The 14591-nt window shown below is 55.9% G+C and carries 15 protein-coding genes and 3 tRNA genes; 6 read left to right on the forward strand and 12 right to left on the reverse strand.

Going from position 1 to position 14591, the window contains the following annotated elements; all coding sequences use genetic code 11:
• Positions 1-14 precede the first annotated feature (14 nt).
• The 3 genes from deoB to deoC all read right to left on the reverse strand — a co-directional run bounded on the left by deoB (position 15) and on the right by deoC (position 3494).
• The gene (gene deoB / locus AC4OVS_RS19015; RefSeq protein WP_063146396.1) at positions 15-1238 is read right to left on the reverse strand and encodes a phosphopentomutase; all 1224 of its coding nucleotides are present in this window, start codon (positions 1236-1238) and stop codon (positions 15-17) included.
• Positions 1239-1291: 53 nt separating this feature from the next.
• Positions 1292-2614, reverse strand: a complete 1323-nt coding sequence (gene deoA, locus AC4OVS_RS19020; protein ID WP_023299277.1) for a thymidine phosphorylase — start codon at positions 2612-2614, stop codon at positions 1292-1294.
• A 100-nt stretch (positions 2615-2714) separates the two neighbouring features.
• The gene (gene deoC, locus AC4OVS_RS19025) at positions 2715-3494 is read right to left on the reverse strand and encodes a deoxyribose-phosphate aldolase (RefSeq protein WP_003856543.1); all 780 of its coding nucleotides are present in this window, start codon (positions 3492-3494) and stop codon (positions 2715-2717) included.
• A gap of 263 nt (positions 3495-3757) precedes the next feature.
• On the opposite strand from deoC, the gene AC4OVS_RS19030 reads away from it, so the two are divergent.
• Both AC4OVS_RS19030 and AC4OVS_RS19035 read left to right on the forward strand, forming a co-directional pair.
• Complete coding sequence (locus tag AC4OVS_RS19030; protein WP_479426733.1) at positions 3758-5293, forward strand: YjjI family glycine radical enzyme; 1536 nt, start codon at positions 3758-3760, stop codon at positions 5291-5293.
• Positions 5268-6128: a YjjW family glycine radical enzyme activase gene (locus AC4OVS_RS19035; protein ID WP_491922629.1), complete on the forward strand. Its 861-nt coding sequence runs from the start codon at positions 5268-5270 to the stop codon at positions 6126-6128. Before AC4OVS_RS19030 ends, AC4OVS_RS19035 begins: the two co-directional genes overlap by 26 nt.
• Here the strand turns inward: AC4OVS_RS19035 and AC4OVS_RS19040 are convergent.
• The 8 genes from AC4OVS_RS19040 to AC4OVS_RS19075 form a co-directional block, all read right to left on the reverse strand.
• On the reverse strand, positions 6123-6905 hold the full coding sequence (locus AC4OVS_RS19040; protein ID WP_063146394.1) for a TatD family hydrolase: 783 nt from the start codon (positions 6903-6905) through the stop codon (positions 6123-6125). The genes AC4OVS_RS19035 and AC4OVS_RS19040 overlap by 6 nt on opposite strands.
• Positions 6902-7954, reverse strand: a complete 1053-nt coding sequence (locus tag AC4OVS_RS19045; RefSeq protein ID WP_023299272.1) for a patatin-like phospholipase family protein — start codon at positions 7952-7954, stop codon at positions 6902-6904. Before AC4OVS_RS19045 ends, AC4OVS_RS19040 begins: the two co-directional genes overlap by 4 nt.
• Positions 7955-8076: 122 nt before the next feature.
• A complete protein-coding gene (locus AC4OVS_RS19050; RefSeq protein ID WP_003856556.1) occupies positions 8077-8238 on the reverse strand; it encodes a DUF1328 domain-containing protein in 162 nt (53 codons plus the stop codon).
• 125 nt (positions 8239-8363) lie between these two features.
• Positions 8364-8981: a molecular chaperone OsmY gene (gene osmY / locus AC4OVS_RS19055; RefSeq protein ID WP_022646982.1), complete on the reverse strand. Its 618-nt coding sequence runs from the start codon at positions 8979-8981 to the stop codon at positions 8364-8366.
• Between the two features lie 304 nt (positions 8982-9285).
• Entirely contained in the window at positions 9286-10875 is a 1590-nt protein-coding gene (gene prfC, locus AC4OVS_RS19060; protein WP_046619833.1) for a peptide chain release factor 3, read from the reverse strand.
• Between the two features lie 92 nt (positions 10876-10967).
• Positions 10968-11645, reverse strand: a complete 678-nt coding sequence (yjjG, locus tag AC4OVS_RS19065; protein ID WP_022646980.1) for a pyrimidine 5'-nucleotidase — start codon at positions 11643-11645, stop codon at positions 10968-10970.
• 19 nt (positions 11646-11664) lie between these two features.
• Positions 11665-12108, reverse strand: coding sequence for a ribosomal protein S18-alanine N-acetyltransferase (gene rimI, locus AC4OVS_RS19070; protein WP_032625392.1), 444 nt, complete (start codon positions 12106-12108; stop codon positions 11665-11667).
• Positions 12077-12490: a DNA polymerase III subunit psi gene (locus tag AC4OVS_RS19075; protein WP_022646978.1), complete on the reverse strand. Its 414-nt coding sequence runs from the start codon at positions 12488-12490 to the stop codon at positions 12077-12079. The genes rimI and AC4OVS_RS19075 overlap by 32 nt, the downstream gene beginning before the upstream one ends.
• A gap of 102 nt (positions 12491-12592) precedes the next feature.
• Between AC4OVS_RS19075 and rsmC the strand changes: the two genes are divergently transcribed.
• The 4 genes from rsmC to AC4OVS_RS19095 all read left to right on the forward strand — a co-directional run bounded on the left by rsmC (position 12593) and on the right by AC4OVS_RS19095 (position 14085).
• The gene (gene rsmC, locus AC4OVS_RS19080) at positions 12593-13621 is read left to right on the forward strand and encodes a 16S rRNA (guanine(1207)-N(2))-methyltransferase RsmC (protein WP_022646977.1); all 1029 of its coding nucleotides are present in this window, start codon (positions 12593-12595) and stop codon (positions 13619-13621) included.
• Positions 13622-13765: 144 nt separating this feature from the next.
• Positions 13766-13852, forward strand: a tRNA-Leu gene (locus tag AC4OVS_RS19085).
• A 28-nt stretch (positions 13853-13880) separates the two neighbouring features.
• A tRNA-Leu gene (locus AC4OVS_RS19090) sits at positions 13881-13966 on the forward strand.
• 32 nt (positions 13967-13998) lie between these two features.
• Positions 13999-14085, forward strand: a tRNA-Leu gene (locus tag AC4OVS_RS19095).
• Positions 14086-14126: 41 nt separating this feature from the next.
• Here AC4OVS_RS19095 and AC4OVS_RS19100 read toward each other — a convergent pair.
• Positions 14127-14396, reverse strand: a complete 270-nt coding sequence (locus AC4OVS_RS19100; protein WP_026080652.1) for a DUF1435 domain-containing protein — start codon at positions 14394-14396, stop codon at positions 14127-14129.
• Between the last annotated feature and the right edge of the window lie 195 nt (positions 14397-14591).

Below are 14591 nucleotides of genomic sequence, written 5' to 3' on the forward strand. Positions count from 1 at the left end.
CTCACCCAATCCGTTTAGAACATAGCCTTGCCATATTCCATGTCAGACGTACCAAAGTATTTCGCAATCGTCTGGCCGATGTCCGCGAAGGTTTCACGATGACCCAGCGAGCCCGGTTTGACTTTCGGGCCGTACACCAGCACCGGAATGTGCTCACGGGTGTGGTCGGTACCGGTCCAGGTCGGGTCACAGCCATGGTCAGCGGTCAGGATCAGAATGTCATCTTCCCCCACCAGCTCCATCAACTCTGGCAGACGGCGGTCAAACAGCTCCAGACCCGCAGCATACCCGGCGACGTCGCGACGGTGACCCCAGGAGGAGTCGAAGTCCACGAAGTTGGTGAAGACAATGGTCTTGTCGCCCGCTTCTTTCATCTCTTTGATGGTGGCGTCGAACAGCGCATCCAGACCGGTCGCTTTAACCTTTTTGGTGATGCCGCAGTTAGCGTAGATGTCCGCGATTTTACCTACGGAAATGACCTGGCCGTCTTTCTCGTCGACGAGTTTTTGCAGCACGGTCGGCGCCGGTGGCTCCACGGCCAGATCGTGACGGTTGCCGGTACGCTGGAAGTTACCCGCTTTGTCGCCGATAAACGGACGCGCGATAACACGGCCAATATTGTAGCCGCCTTCGGTCAGCTCTTCACGGGCGATCTCGCACAGCTCGTACAGTTTATCCAGGCCAAACGTCTCTTCGTGGCAGGCGATCTGGAACACAGAGTCAGCAGAGGTATAGAAAATCGGTTTGCCGGTTTTCATGTGCTCTTCGCCGAGCTGATCCAGAATCACGGTACCGGAAGAGTGGCAGTTGCCGAGGTAGCCCGGCAGGTTGGCGCGCTTCACCAGCTTATCGAGCAGCTCCTGCGGGAAGCTGTTCTCGTGATCGGAGAAGTAACCCCAGTCAAACAGCACCGGCACGCCAGCGATTTCCCAGTGACCGGACGGCGTATCTTTACCGGAAGAGAGCTCGTGCGCCCACGCGTAGGCGCCCACCACTTCCGCGTTTCCGTCCATACCGGCTGCGATTTTACCGGTAGAACCTTCATGCGCTTTTACCAGCCCGAGGCGGGTCAGGTTTGGCAGGTTCAGAGGGCCTTTACGACCGTTGTCCGCTTCGCCTTTTGCACAGGCTTCCGCGATGTGACCCAGGGTATCGGAACCCACGTCACCAAAACGTTCTGCATCTTCGGTTGCGCCGATGCCGAATGAGTCCAGCACCATAATAAATGCACGTTTCATAATTGTTCTCCGTACTTAGTGCTTCATAAAAATGCGATCAGATCAGTATACCGCTATTCAGTGATACGACGATAGACCGTCGGTGTGGTTTCCGGTGCTTTATCGTCAAGAGTTATTGCCGCCTTCACCGCTTTCGCCGCGTCCTGCCAGCTGGCTTCGTCTTTCGCGTGGATCACCGCCAGCGGACGTTGGCCGTCAACGCTGTCGCCCAGACGGGCCATATCGGTAAAGCCGACGCTGTAATCAATGGTGTCCGATGCCTGACGACGACCGCCGCCCATAGACACGACCGCCATGCCGAGCGCGCGGGTATCCATAGCCGAGACAAAGCCTTCACTGTCCGCATAGACCGCTTTGCTGAGCATCGCGGTGGGCAGGTATTTCGCGTAGTTTTCCACGAAGTCGGTCGGGCCTTTCTGCGCCGCCACCATCCGACCAAAGATCTCCGCCGCTTTGCCGTTGTCCAGCACAGCCTGAAGCTTCGCGCGCGCGTCAGCGTCGTCTTTGGCCAGCTTGCCGGAGATGAGCATCTCAACGCACAGCGCCATGGTGACATCGAACAGGCGCGGGTTACGGTATTCGCCTGTGAGGAACTGCACGGCCTCGCGGACTTCAACGGCGTTACCGGCGCTGGACGCCAGCACCTGGTTCATGTCCGTCAGCAGTGCGGTGGTGCGCACGCCCGCGCCGTTGGAAACGCCAACGATCGCTTCAGCCAGCGCCTCAGAGAGTTCATAGGTCGGCATAAACGCGCCGCTGCCCACTTTCACATCCATCACCAGCGCGTCCAGCCCTTCCGCCAGCTTTTTGGCGAGGATAGAGGCGGTGATCAGCGGGATGGAGTCTACGGTCGCGGTAATGTCACGCGTCGCGTAGAAACGCTTGTCTGCTGGCGCAAGAGAGCTGGTCTGGCCGATAATCGCCACGCCAACGTCTTTAATAATGTCGCGGAAGCGGTTGTCATCCGGGAAGATATCGAAGCCCGGAATGGCTTCCAGTTTGTCGAGCGTACCGCCGGTATGACCCAGGCCGCGCCCGGAAATCATCGGGATGTAACCGCCGCAGGCTGCCACCATCGGGCCAAGCATCAGGGAGGTCACGTCGCCCACGCCGCCGGTGGAGTGTTTGTCCACAATCGGGCCGTTGAGGTTAAGGCTTTTCCAGTCCAGAACGGTTCCTGAATCTCGCATCGCCATGGTCAGGGACACGCGCTCAGGCATCGACATATCGTGGAAAAAAATGGTCATCGCCAGAGCCGCAATCTGCCCTTCAGAGATGGTGTTATCACGAATGCCGTTGATAAAGAAGCGGATCTCTTCGTCGCTTAATGCATGACCATCACGTTTTTTACGAATAATTTCTTGTGCGAGAAACACGGTAACCTCCATGCGGAATCGGGTGAATGGCGGCGGGTATGTTGACCCGCCCTACGATCCTGTAGGCCGGGTTAGCGTAGCGCCACCCGGCAATTCAAACTTAGTAGCTGCTTGCGCTCTTACCGTCACCGTGACCCAGCGCTTTCAGCAGGCTGGCCAGCAGGCTGGACGCGCCGAAGCGGTAGTGGCGGGAGTCCGCCCAGTCGGCGCCGAACAGCTCGTCGGCAATCGCCAGGAACTGCTGCGCGTCTTCTGCGGTACGCACGCCGCCTGCCGGTTTGAAGCCAACGGTTTTGGACACGCCCATATCACGGATAACTTCCATCATGATGCGTGCGCTTTCCGGAGTCGCGTTGACCGGCACTTTACCGGTAGAGGTTTTAATGAAATCCGCGCCCGCTTTGATGGAGATTTCAGACGCCTTACGAATCAGCGCCTCTTCTTTCAGCTCGCCGGTTTCAATGATCACTTTAAGCAGCACGTTTGCCGCCGCACACGCGTCTTTACAGGCTTTCACCAGGTCAAAACCGACCTGCTCGTTGCCGGCGATCAGCGCGCGGTACGGGAATACCACGTCAACTTCGTCTGCGCCGTACGCAATCGCCGCGCGGGTTTCCGCCAGCGCGATCTCGATGTCGTCATTACCGTGCGGGAAGTTAGTCACGGTCGCAATGCGCACGTCCGGCGTGCCCTGTTCTTTCAGCGTTTTGCGGGCAATCGGGATAAAACGCGGGTAGATACAGACGGCGGCGGTATTACCCACTGGCGTTTTTGCCTGATGGCACAGGGCGATGACTTTTTCATTGGTGTCGTCATCATTCAGGGTGGTCAGGTCCATCAGTTTCAACGCGCGCAGGCTGCTTGCAGTTAAATCGGTCATAACATTCTCCAACGGCAGTGCCGTATAAATTTTACCTTGCGGGTCTGTGAGTATTCTAACATTCACCCGCATCCACACTTCGACATTCATCACAGTTAATGAAAACTGTGTGCAAATTTGCATTACTGTAATGAGATCTTCTTCAAACTTTCATGCGTCAACCGCCGACAAAAGCAGCGATACCCCCTGTCGGATCAAAAGCCCCGGCAGGCTGGCTTCTTACAATTCGTTCACCATCCGCAGAACCCTCAAGGAAGTTGAACATGCCCGACGCCCTGCAACAACGATGCCAGCACATTGTGACCAGCCCGGTGTTAACCCCGGAACAAAAACGTCATTTTCTGGCGCTGGAAGCGGAGAACAATCTGCTCTATCCCGCTCTGCCAGAGGCGGCCCGCGCCGCGCTGGACGAGGGATACATCTGCGACATGTTCGAAGGTCATGCGCCTTACAAACCGCGCTACGTGCTGCCGGACTACGCTAAATTTCTGGCTAACGGCTCAGAATGGCTGGAGCTGGAAGGGGCGAAAGATCTGGATGATGCCCTCTCACTGCTCACTATCCTTTATCACCATGTTCCGTCCGTCACATCGATGCCAGTCTATCTGGGTCAGCTCGATGAGATACTCAACCCATATGTTAAAATTCTAACACAGGATGAAATCGATAGCCGAATAAAACGTTTCTGGCGTTACCTGGACAGAACCCTGCCCGATGCCTTTATGCATGCCAATATCGGCCCGGCGGATACGCCCGTCACGCGTGCCATTTTGCGAGCGGACGCAGAGCTGAAGCAGGTCGCGCCGAACCTGACCTTTATTTACGACCCGGACGTCACCCCTGACGATCTGCTGATGAGCGTGGCGAAAAACATTTGTGAGTGTAGTAAGCCGCATATTTCCAATGGCCCGATAAATGATAAAATTTTCACAAAAGGTCGCTATGGCGTGGTGAGCTGTTACAACTCCCTGCCGCTGGCGGGCGGCGGCAGCACGCTGGTGCGCCTTAACCTGAAAGCGATTGCGGAGCACAGCCGCTCACCGGAAGACTTTTTCACCCGTACCCTTCCCCACTACTGCCAGCAACAAATCGCGATCATCAATGCGCGCTGCGATTTTTTATATGAACAATCCGGCTTCTTTGAGAATAGCTTCCTGGTGAAAGAGGGGCTGATTGATGCCGATCGTTTTGTACCGATGTTTGGCATGTACGGTCTGGCCGAAGCGGTAAACGTGCTGTGCGAGAAAGCAGGCATTACGGGACGGTACGGTAAAAACGAGCAGGCCAATGCGCTGGGTTACCGCATCAGTGAACAGCTGGCGGCGTTCGTTGAAAACACGCCGGTGAAACACGGCTGGCAGCACCGCGCGATGCTGCACGCGCAGTCAGGGATCAGTTCTGATTCAGGCACCACGCCGGGGGCGCGTCTGCCGTACGGTGACGAGCCAGATCCCATCAGCCACCTGCTGGCCGTAGCCCCGCACCATAAACACTATCATTCGGGGATCAGCGATATTCTCACCCTGGATGAGACGGTTAAACGCAATCCTCAGGCGGTGGTGCAGCTGTGCCTGGGAGCGTTTAACGCCGGTATGCGTGAGTTCACCGCGAATGTGGCCGGAAACGACCTGGTGCGCGTTACCGGGTATATGGTGCGGCTCTCCGATCTGGAGAAATATCGGGAGGCCGGCTCGCGCACCAACACCACCTGGCTCGGCGAGGAGGCCGCGCGCAATACCCGTATTCTGGAACGTCAGCCACGCGTGATAAGCCATGAACAGCAGATGCGCTTTAGTTAGTCAGGTTATTCCCTTCTCCTGCGTGGACGGGCCGGGCAGCCGCCTGGCGCTGTTCCTCCAGGGCTGTAACCTGCGCTGCAAAACCTGCCACAACCCGTGGACCATCGGGCGCTGCAACGACTGCGGCGACTGTGTTCCCCACTGTCCTCATGATGCGCTGACGATTCAGGCCGGGCGCGTCTGGTGGCAGGAGAGTCACTGTCAGCAGTGCGATACCTGCCTGCACCTGTGTCAGCAGCAGGCGACGCCGATGGCGCAGCGATACAGCGTCGAGGAGATCCTCTCACGGTTCCGCACGTCCGCGCCGTTTATTGAGGGAGTGACCGTCAGCGGGGGTGAGGCCACCACGCAGCTGCCGTTTGTGGTTGCGCTGTTCACCGCGATCAAAGCCGATCCGTCCCTGCGCCATCTGACGTGCCTGGTGGACAGCAACGGCCTGTTAAGCGAAACCGGCTGGCAAAAGCTGTTACCGGTGTTTGACGGCGCGATGGTGGATCTGAAAGCCTGGGGCAATGAACATCACCGTTTTCTGACCGGGCGTGAAAACACGCTGATCAAGCAGAGCATCCGCTGGCTGGCCGATCGTCATCGCCTGACGGAGCTGCGCCTGCTGGTGATCCCCGATCGGTGTGATTATCTACAACATCTGTCATCGCTGACCGCTTTTATCCACGCGTTGGGGAACGTTCCGGTGCGGATCAACGCGTTTCATGCCCATGGGGTTTACGGGGAGGCGGCGCGATGGCGGAGCGCCACGCCGGAGGACATCGAGCCGCTGGCGCAGGCCCTGGAACGACAGCAGATCACGGTGATCCGCCCGGCCCTTTATCTATAGCGTGATGCCGAAGACCGCGCGGGTATTTTCCAGCAGCGCGCTGGCAATCACATCTTCAGGCTCCTGACGCAGCTCGCACAGCACATCAAAAACGCGCGCCGCCTGCTCCGGGCGGTTGGGCTGGCCCTGAAAACCATTCAGCGGCATGTCAGGGGCATCCGTTTCCAGCAGGAGCGAAGACAGGGGGAGCTGCGCCATCACATCCCGGGTTTTGCTGGCACGCGGATAGGTGATAGTGCCACCGACACCAATTTTATAGCCCAGCTCGATAAAACGCTGCGCCTGCTGAAGGCTTCCAGCGAAACCATGGACCACGCCCCTGCGCGGCACGTCGATGCGCTTCAGGTGCATCGCCAGTTTGTCATGGGTGCGCCTGGAGTGGAGGATCACCGGCAGATCGTGGCGCTTTGCCAGCCGGAGCTGCGCATCCAGGATCGTCTGCTGGCGTTCAAACTGCGGATCTTCACGATAGAGATCGAGGCCGATCTCACCGATGGCAACCAGCTTCGTATCCGCGTTTTGCAGCGTGGCATCCAGCCTGTCGAGATGGTCATCAAGATGGTGCTCAATCACGATCGGATGCAGACCCAGCGCGGCATACAGCGCATCGTGACCCTGGGCAAGCGCCAGGACTTTCTCGAATCTCGCCGCTTCAATAGCGGGCACAATAATGGCTCTCACACCGGCCTCAGCCGCACGCGCAATACTTGATGTTTCCACCCCGCTAAACGGCGGGAAATCAAAGTGGCAATGGGTATCGATAAAAGAGTGCGTCACGCCAGGTCCTCGTTATCGAGTATGCCGTCGTTGGCCTGCGGCGCGTCCACCAGCGGCATCGCCACCGCGTCATTGGCCACACTAGCGGGTGGCAATATGATGCTTTTATGCCGATGAAGAGGCGGTTGCTCGGCCAGCATTTTCCCGACGGTCGCCAGGAAGTAACGCCCGCATAGCCGCCCCGTTTTGTAATCCATACGCAACGCAGGCAGCCGACTGCCCAGCGCCATGCTCAGCAGCGGCTTCGGCGGATAAATTTCAAAGATGCGCAGCTTGCCCGGTGGTTTTTCAATAAAACGCTGCATCGCGCCGTAGGTGGTTTCATGCTGCTTCGCGATATTCACCAGCGGTTGCAGGCTGCTGTCGCCCAGCCAGCGTTCCATCCGCTTAAACCACTGTGGGGTGTAATACATCTGCGAAGGTACCGTGCGGATCACCACAATGGTTTTCGCCCCGCGCCGTGCGGCCTCCTGTACCGGCACCGCGTCGCTGATACCGCCGTCAAGATAGTTTATCCCCTCCAGCAGCGCGCCGGTACGGTAGAAACCCGGGATCGCGCTGGAAGCGCGAATGATATCCAGCCAGTTCTCTTTCTGCGGCGAAAAGTAACCCGGTGAATAGTCATCGCCACGGCTGGCGCACATCCAGAACGCTTTGCCGGTATCGAACAGTCGTGACGCGGTATCCATGGCCAGCGGCATCTGGCTGGAGGTGGCATCCAGTAACCAGTCGAGATCGATCAGGTTCCCGCCGCGCACGAAGCGTACCGGATTGAAGAATTCTTTGGAGGTGGTGTAGCGCATAATCACTTTGCGCGCATAGCCGGGCTGGTTGCAGACATAGGCGGAGAGGTTCTGCGCCCCGGCAGAGGTACCGAAGTAGAGATCGAACGGGTTGAATTGCGCGCGCATAAATTCGTCGAGCACGCCGGCGGTAAAAATACCGCGCTGCCCGCCCCCTTCACAGACCAGCGCAAGCTGGCCTGCATGAAACGGTTTTAACGTCAGCGGCGCAATATTGCCGAGCGTCACGGGAATTCGTTGCCCCACCTCTGCCTTCCTGTTTTCATTATTTTGATGAGACACAGTAACGCACATTCCCGATGGTTCTCAAACGAGAAAAAGCCAGTCACGAGGACTGGCTTGAGTTTGTTTAATAACTATTGCGTTTGCTACGGGCGACGTCGACCCGTAAACAGGCTGACCAGGAACAGAATAATACCGACGACGAAAACAATTTTCGCTGCCCATGCCGCGGTACCCGCCAGTCCACCAAAGCCCAATGCGGCGGCAATTAACGCGATAACCAGAAATATAATGCCCCAACGAAACATAAGCCTCTCCTTTACCATAGTTAATGTCGGCCGCTAAACGTGAGCGCTCAGGTCACTCACCGGCTTTTCCAGAGTCGTTTTTATTTCGCCCGCGGTTTTCAGCCAGACGGGCGAGTGGTACTGCTTTACTTCGTTTTCAGATCGTTTTTGACGCTTTTCACACCATCAATAGCTTTCGCAATTGACTCGGCACGATCGCTTTGTGCCTGGTTCTCAACCGTACCGGACAGCTGGACCACGCCATCGGTGGTTTCAACTTTCACCATACGGGATGGCACGATGTCGTCAGCTAACAGTTTAGCTTTGATTTCGCTGGTAGTTGCTGCATCTCCGGCATAGCCCTTCACCGACGATTCTTTGCTGTCACGTACGTGCAGTTTGTCGCTTACAGAGCTTACGCCCTCAACGCCTTTCGCTACTTTAACGGCCTCTTCAGCCTGAGTCTGGCTTTCAACGAAACCGCTCAGAGTGACAACCTTGTTGTCGGTTTTAACAGAAATATCGGTGCTCTTAATGGATTCATGATCCACCAGTGCGGCTTTCACTTTTGCTGTGATAGAGCTGTCATCCATGAAATTACCGACTTTATTCATAGAGCTATCGATTTTTTCCCCTGCGGTATTAGCGGTATTTTGCGCTTTATCCATGGTGCTGGATTCCGCCAGAGCAGAACCGCTTACCAGGACACTACCCAACGTTACAGCCAGCAGAGTTTTAGAAATCTTCAGTCTTGTCATATTCATCGATTTATTCCTGTGTTTTGCCCGTTATTTGGGCGACATACTTCCCTAAATCTTGGTTTTATATATTGCGAATTAACACACGGGCGAAATGGAGAACCAGTGGACATGCATTGAACAGTTAATTCATCCACGCCCGGTGCTAAACACTGAGTTAAATATAGATCACAATCAGAGGGGTGCATTCAGAATTGGGGAAAAAACGAACGAATAGCGAAAAATTACGTTGAATTAAGAACATTCCGCAAGGGTTTAATAACACTGGAATTAAAGAAGAGCACGGCGGCTGCCGTGCTCTGTGAGGGAATTAATGCTCGCGCGTTTTGCGGAACTGAACGTCGGGATAACGTTCCTGCGTCAGGTTCAGGTTAACCATAGTCGGGGCGATATAGGTCAGATTATCGCCACCGTCCAGCGCCAGCTGAACTTCGTTCTTACGCTTAAACTCTTCGAATTTCTTCACGTCTGAACATTCAACCCAGCGCGCGGTCGCCACGTTCACCGATTCGTAAATCGCTTCCACGTTGTACTCGCTCTTAAGACGGGCAACTACCACGTCAAACTGGAGCACACCCACCGCGCCCACGATCAGATCGTTGTTGGCGATAGGGCGGAACACCTGTACAGCCCCCTCTTCCGAAAGCTGGACCAGGCCTTTCAGCAGCTGCTTCTGCTTAAGCGGATCGCGCAGGCGAATGCGACGGAACAGTTCCGGCGCGAAGTTCGGGATACCGGTGAACTTCATCATCTCGCCCTGCGTGAAGGTATCGCCGATCTGAATGGTACCGTGGTTGTGTAAACCAATGATGTCACCCGGATAGGCTTCTTCCACGTGCGAACGGTCGCCCGCCATGAAGGTCAGCGCATCGGAGATCACTACGTCTTTGCCAATACGCACCTGACGCAGCTTCATGCCCTTTTCGTACTTACCGGAAACCACGCGCATAAAGGCGACGCGGTCGCGGTGTTTCGGGTCCATGTTGGCCTGAATTTTAAAGACGAAGCCGGAGAACTTCTCTTCCTTCGCTTCTACTACGCGGGTGTCGGTTTTACGCGGCATCGGCTGCGGGGCCCACTCAACCAGACCGTCGAGCATATGGTCAACGCCGAAGTTGCCGAGTGCAGTACCGAAGAAGACCGGGGTAATGTCACCGCTCAGGAACAGCTCTCTGTCGAACTCGTGAGAGGCGCCTTTGACCAGCTCAAGCTCATCGCGCAGTTGCGCGGCCAGCTCTTCACCGACAGCGGCGTCCAGCTCCGGGTTGTCCAGCCCTTTCACGATACGGACTTCCTGAATGGTGTGGCCCTTACCGGTCTGATACAGGTAGGTTTCGTCTTTATAGAGGTGGTAAACCCCTTTGAACAGCTTGCCGCAGCCAATCGGCCAGGTGATTGGCGCGCAGGCGATTTTCAGCTCGTTTTCCACTTCATCCATCAGCTCCATCGGATCACGGATGTCACGGTCGAGTTTGTTCATAAAGGTAAGGATCGGCGTATCGCGCAGACGAGTGACTTCCATCAGCTTGCGGGTACGATCTTCAACACCTTTCGCGGCGTCGATCACCATCAGGCAGCAGTCCACCGCCGTCAGGGTACGGTAGGTATCTTCGGAGAAGTCTTCGTGCCCCGGGGTGTCCAGCAGGTTCACCAGGCAGTCATGATACGGGAACTGCATCACGGAGGTGGTAATCGAAATACCACGCTGCTTTTCCATCTCCATCCAGTCGGATTTAGCATGCTGGCTGGAGCCACGGCCTTTAACGGTACCCGCGGTCTGGATCGCCTGTCCGAACAGCAGCACCTTCTCGGTGATGGTCGTTTTACCGGCATCCGGGTGCGAGATAATGGCAAAAGTGCGGCGTTTGGCCACCTCTTGCAGATAAGGAGACAACGTCATAATCAATTCTTCTTAGGTAAGCGCGGCAGCAGGCCGCGCATCATGGAATACGAAAAATGCGGCTATTTTACCCATCAACAGGGGGCAGGCAATCATTGTTTACACAGGAGCTGCTCCAGTTCGTTCAATGACGTAACGGTCCAGGTCGGCTCGATGCCTTCCGGCAGCGTGCGGCCATGCGCATTCAGCCAGACGGTCGACAGGCCCGATCTCATACCTCCCAGAATATCAGATTCTGCCGTATCCCCCACCATCAGCACGCGATCGCGGTCAGGATTGCCCGCTTGCGCCAGCGCATAATCGAAAATACGCGGATCCGGCTTCGGCACGCCTACCTCTTCGGAGATCACCAGCGCGTCGAAATGATCGCGCAAGCCAGTGCGTTCAAGGCGGATCTGCTGAAGCGCGGTAAAGCCGTTGGTGATGATCCCAAGCTTCACCTTCCCTTTCAGCGAATCCAGCAGAGAAACGGCGCCGGGCAGCGGCGCGCAGATATCCGCCATCGCATTCAGGAAGGCCTCGTTCAGCACCCCAGGACTGATGTTTAACCGTTCAGCCCAGACGTCAAAACGCTGATGCTGAAGCTGTAACGCGGTGATGGCACCGTTCTGGTAATCCACCCACAGCGGCTTGTTCACCGCCTGATAGTCCTGAAAATCTTCCGCGGTGAACGTCACGCTATAGTCGAGAAACATCCGCTGTAGGCCGCCGAACGAGTCAAACGTAAACAGCGTTTCGTCGGCATCAAAGAAAATCCAGTCCCATTTCATCGTTACAACCTTATTTTCGTTATCCAATCGGCAGAGCCATGATAATGGCGTCTTCACGTCCCTCTGCGGTGGGGTAGTAGTTACGGCGGATAGTCGCCTCGTTGAAGCCTAAGCTTTCATAGAGCGCGATGGCGGCGACATTGGACGCGCGCACCTCCAGCCACAGGGTGAAAACGTCACGGGTTTCCAGCTCACGAATGAGGTGCTCAAGCAGTTCCCTGCCCAGCCCGCGGCGCTGGTAAGCGGGATCGACCGCGATATTAAACAGCGTCGCCTCGTCCAGAACGACCTGCGTGATGGCGAACGCGGCCATCGCACCGTCAACGTCCAGGCGGAGATTTAAATAGCGTTCGCCCTGATTGCTGGCAAACGTCTTTTCGCTCCACGGAAAGGCATGGGCGCGTGTTTCAATCGCGAACGCGGTGGCCAGGTCAGCCGTCGTGAGGGAAGAAATCGTGTTCATATTCGCAAATTTGTTGCCATAGCGCGCTACGCGCTTTTGGGTTGGCTTTCAGTTCGTCCAGCGCTGGCGAGCTGATCTGGCTTCCTTCAAGAGGTAGCTCATCCACCGCCCCGATTCGCCAGCTGTTACAGCGGCTGTCAGGGGGAAGCATCGCGACGCTTTCGGGCGCCAGCTGTAATACCTGATCGTTTGTCACCTTCAGGGTGCGAAGGACATCCTCAATCAGGGGTTCGTTCAGGGCAGGCGGCGCTTCTGCCACCATCACCAGGCGGACATGCGCAGGGATGGAGATGGCTATTTCGCCCCGCAACGCCGTCGGGCGACGCAAAGCCCACTGGGTGATGCCCAGCTGCTGCAACTGCCAGTCTCGTCGGGATGTCATAGCGAAAACTCCTGTCTCTCAGGCGCGCAAATATAGCAAATGTGTCGAAACTGCGCCATCTACCTACTATAATCCCCGCCTGAGTTTATTGAGGAACAATTCATGTCTGCATTTACCCCGGCAAGTGAAGTCTTGCTGCGTCACAGTGATGATTTCGAAGAAAGCCGTATTCTGTTTGCCGGAGATATGCAGGATGACCTGCCCGCACGTTTCGACTGTGCTGAAAGCCGTGCCCACACCCAATACTACCACCACTGGCAGGTGCTGAGCCGACAGATGGGCGAGCGCGCACGCTTTAGCCTTGTGGCGGAGCAGAGCGATATTGCTGACTGCGATACGCTCATTTACTACTGGCCGAAGAACAAACCGGAAGCCCAGTTCCAGCTGATGAACCTGCTTTCTCTGCTGCCGGTCGGCTGCGATATTTTTGTCGTCGGTGAGAACCGCAGCGGGGTGCGAAGCGCAGAGCAGATGCTCGAAGGCTACGCGCCGTTGACGAAAATCGACAGCGCCCGACGCTGCGGCCTGTATCATGGCCGTCTGGAAAAACAGACCACTTTTGATGCCAACACCTTCTGGGACGAGTACCAGCTTGACGGCCTGACCATTAAAACCCTGCCGGGTGTGTTTAGCCGTGACGCGCTTGATACGGGCAGCAAGCTGCTGCTGTCCACCCTGACGCCGCACACCAAGGGCAAGGTGCTGGATGTCGGCTGTGGCGCGGGCGTGCTGTCAACGGTTCTCGCCAGCCACTCACCAAAAGTGCGTTTAACCCTGTGTGACGTGAGCGCCCCGGCGGTAGAAGCCAGCCGCGCCACGCTTACTGCGAACGGCATTGAAGGCGAAGTGATCGCCAGCAACGTCTTCTCCGACGTGACCGGTCGCTTTGACATGATCATCTCTAACCCGCCGTTCCACGACGGGATGGAGACCAGCCTTGAAGCGGCGCAAACGCTGATCCGTGGCGCAACCCGTCACCTTAACAGCGGCGGTGAGCTACGTATTGTGGCGAATGCCTTCCTGGCGTATCCGAAAGTGCTGGATGAAACCTTCGGCTTCCACGAAGTAATCGCCCAGACAGGCCGCTTTAAGGTGTATCGCACCGTGATGACGCGCCAGGCGAAAAAGTAATTCCTCTGCCCGGCGATGGCTGACGCTGCCATCGCCCATTTTTGCAGCAATCAAAACAACGTGCGCAATTTTCTGTTGACGTAAAGCTGAAAACATCTAGAATGCGCCTCCGTGGTTACGATACTTTTACAGTGTCGATGGTATGCGAAGGTGGCGGAATTGGTAGACGCGCTAGCTTCAGGTGTTAGTGTCCTTACGGACGTGGGGGTTCAAGTCCCCCCCCTCGCACCATAAATCACGTTGATATTGCTCGCACTGGGCGAAGGTGGCGGAATTGGTAGACGCGCTAGCTTCAGGTGTTAGTGTCCTTAGGATGTGGGGGTTCGAGTCCCCCCCCTCGCACCAACGAGGCGATATCAAACCAGTAAGATGACTGTGCGAAGGTGGCGGAATTGGTAGACGCGCTAGCTTCAGGTGTTAGTGTCCTTACGGACGTGGGGGTTCAAGTCCCCCCCCTCGCACCAATTATCTTACATCCCTTCAGCAGTACCTCTTTTTTTCCCTTTTATTTCAAACTCATCAGAATCACCAGCAGTCCACTGATTAGCGCAACGCATGATGGCAACAGCACGTAATGCCGTAACTGTTTGTGCCAGATCATCGCGGATGTCACCAGCAAGCCCGAAACAATCATTGCTTTCCAGACATCAATGGGAAGATCGGCAAACATCAGCCCACCGATAATGGAACCAGGCAGCAATATTCCCCACCCACTTCCCAGCGCTTTGCTCAACATGGTTTCACCTCTCGCACTGATAATGATAACCAGTATCATATGATAGTAATTATCACTTGTCAGCATGCGACGTAAGAAATTGCGCCAGCAATTGCTTTCCCATAATGACAGAGAATGTGTAAGGTGATAAATTGCCCACCTGTTAACTTCCGATAACGTTTTTCTGATAATAAAAATTCAATTTTGTAGCGACCAATAATACATAACAACACCTTGCTCATTGTTTTAATTGAG

The organism is Enterobacter sp. 4974935 (assembly GCF_058661735.1).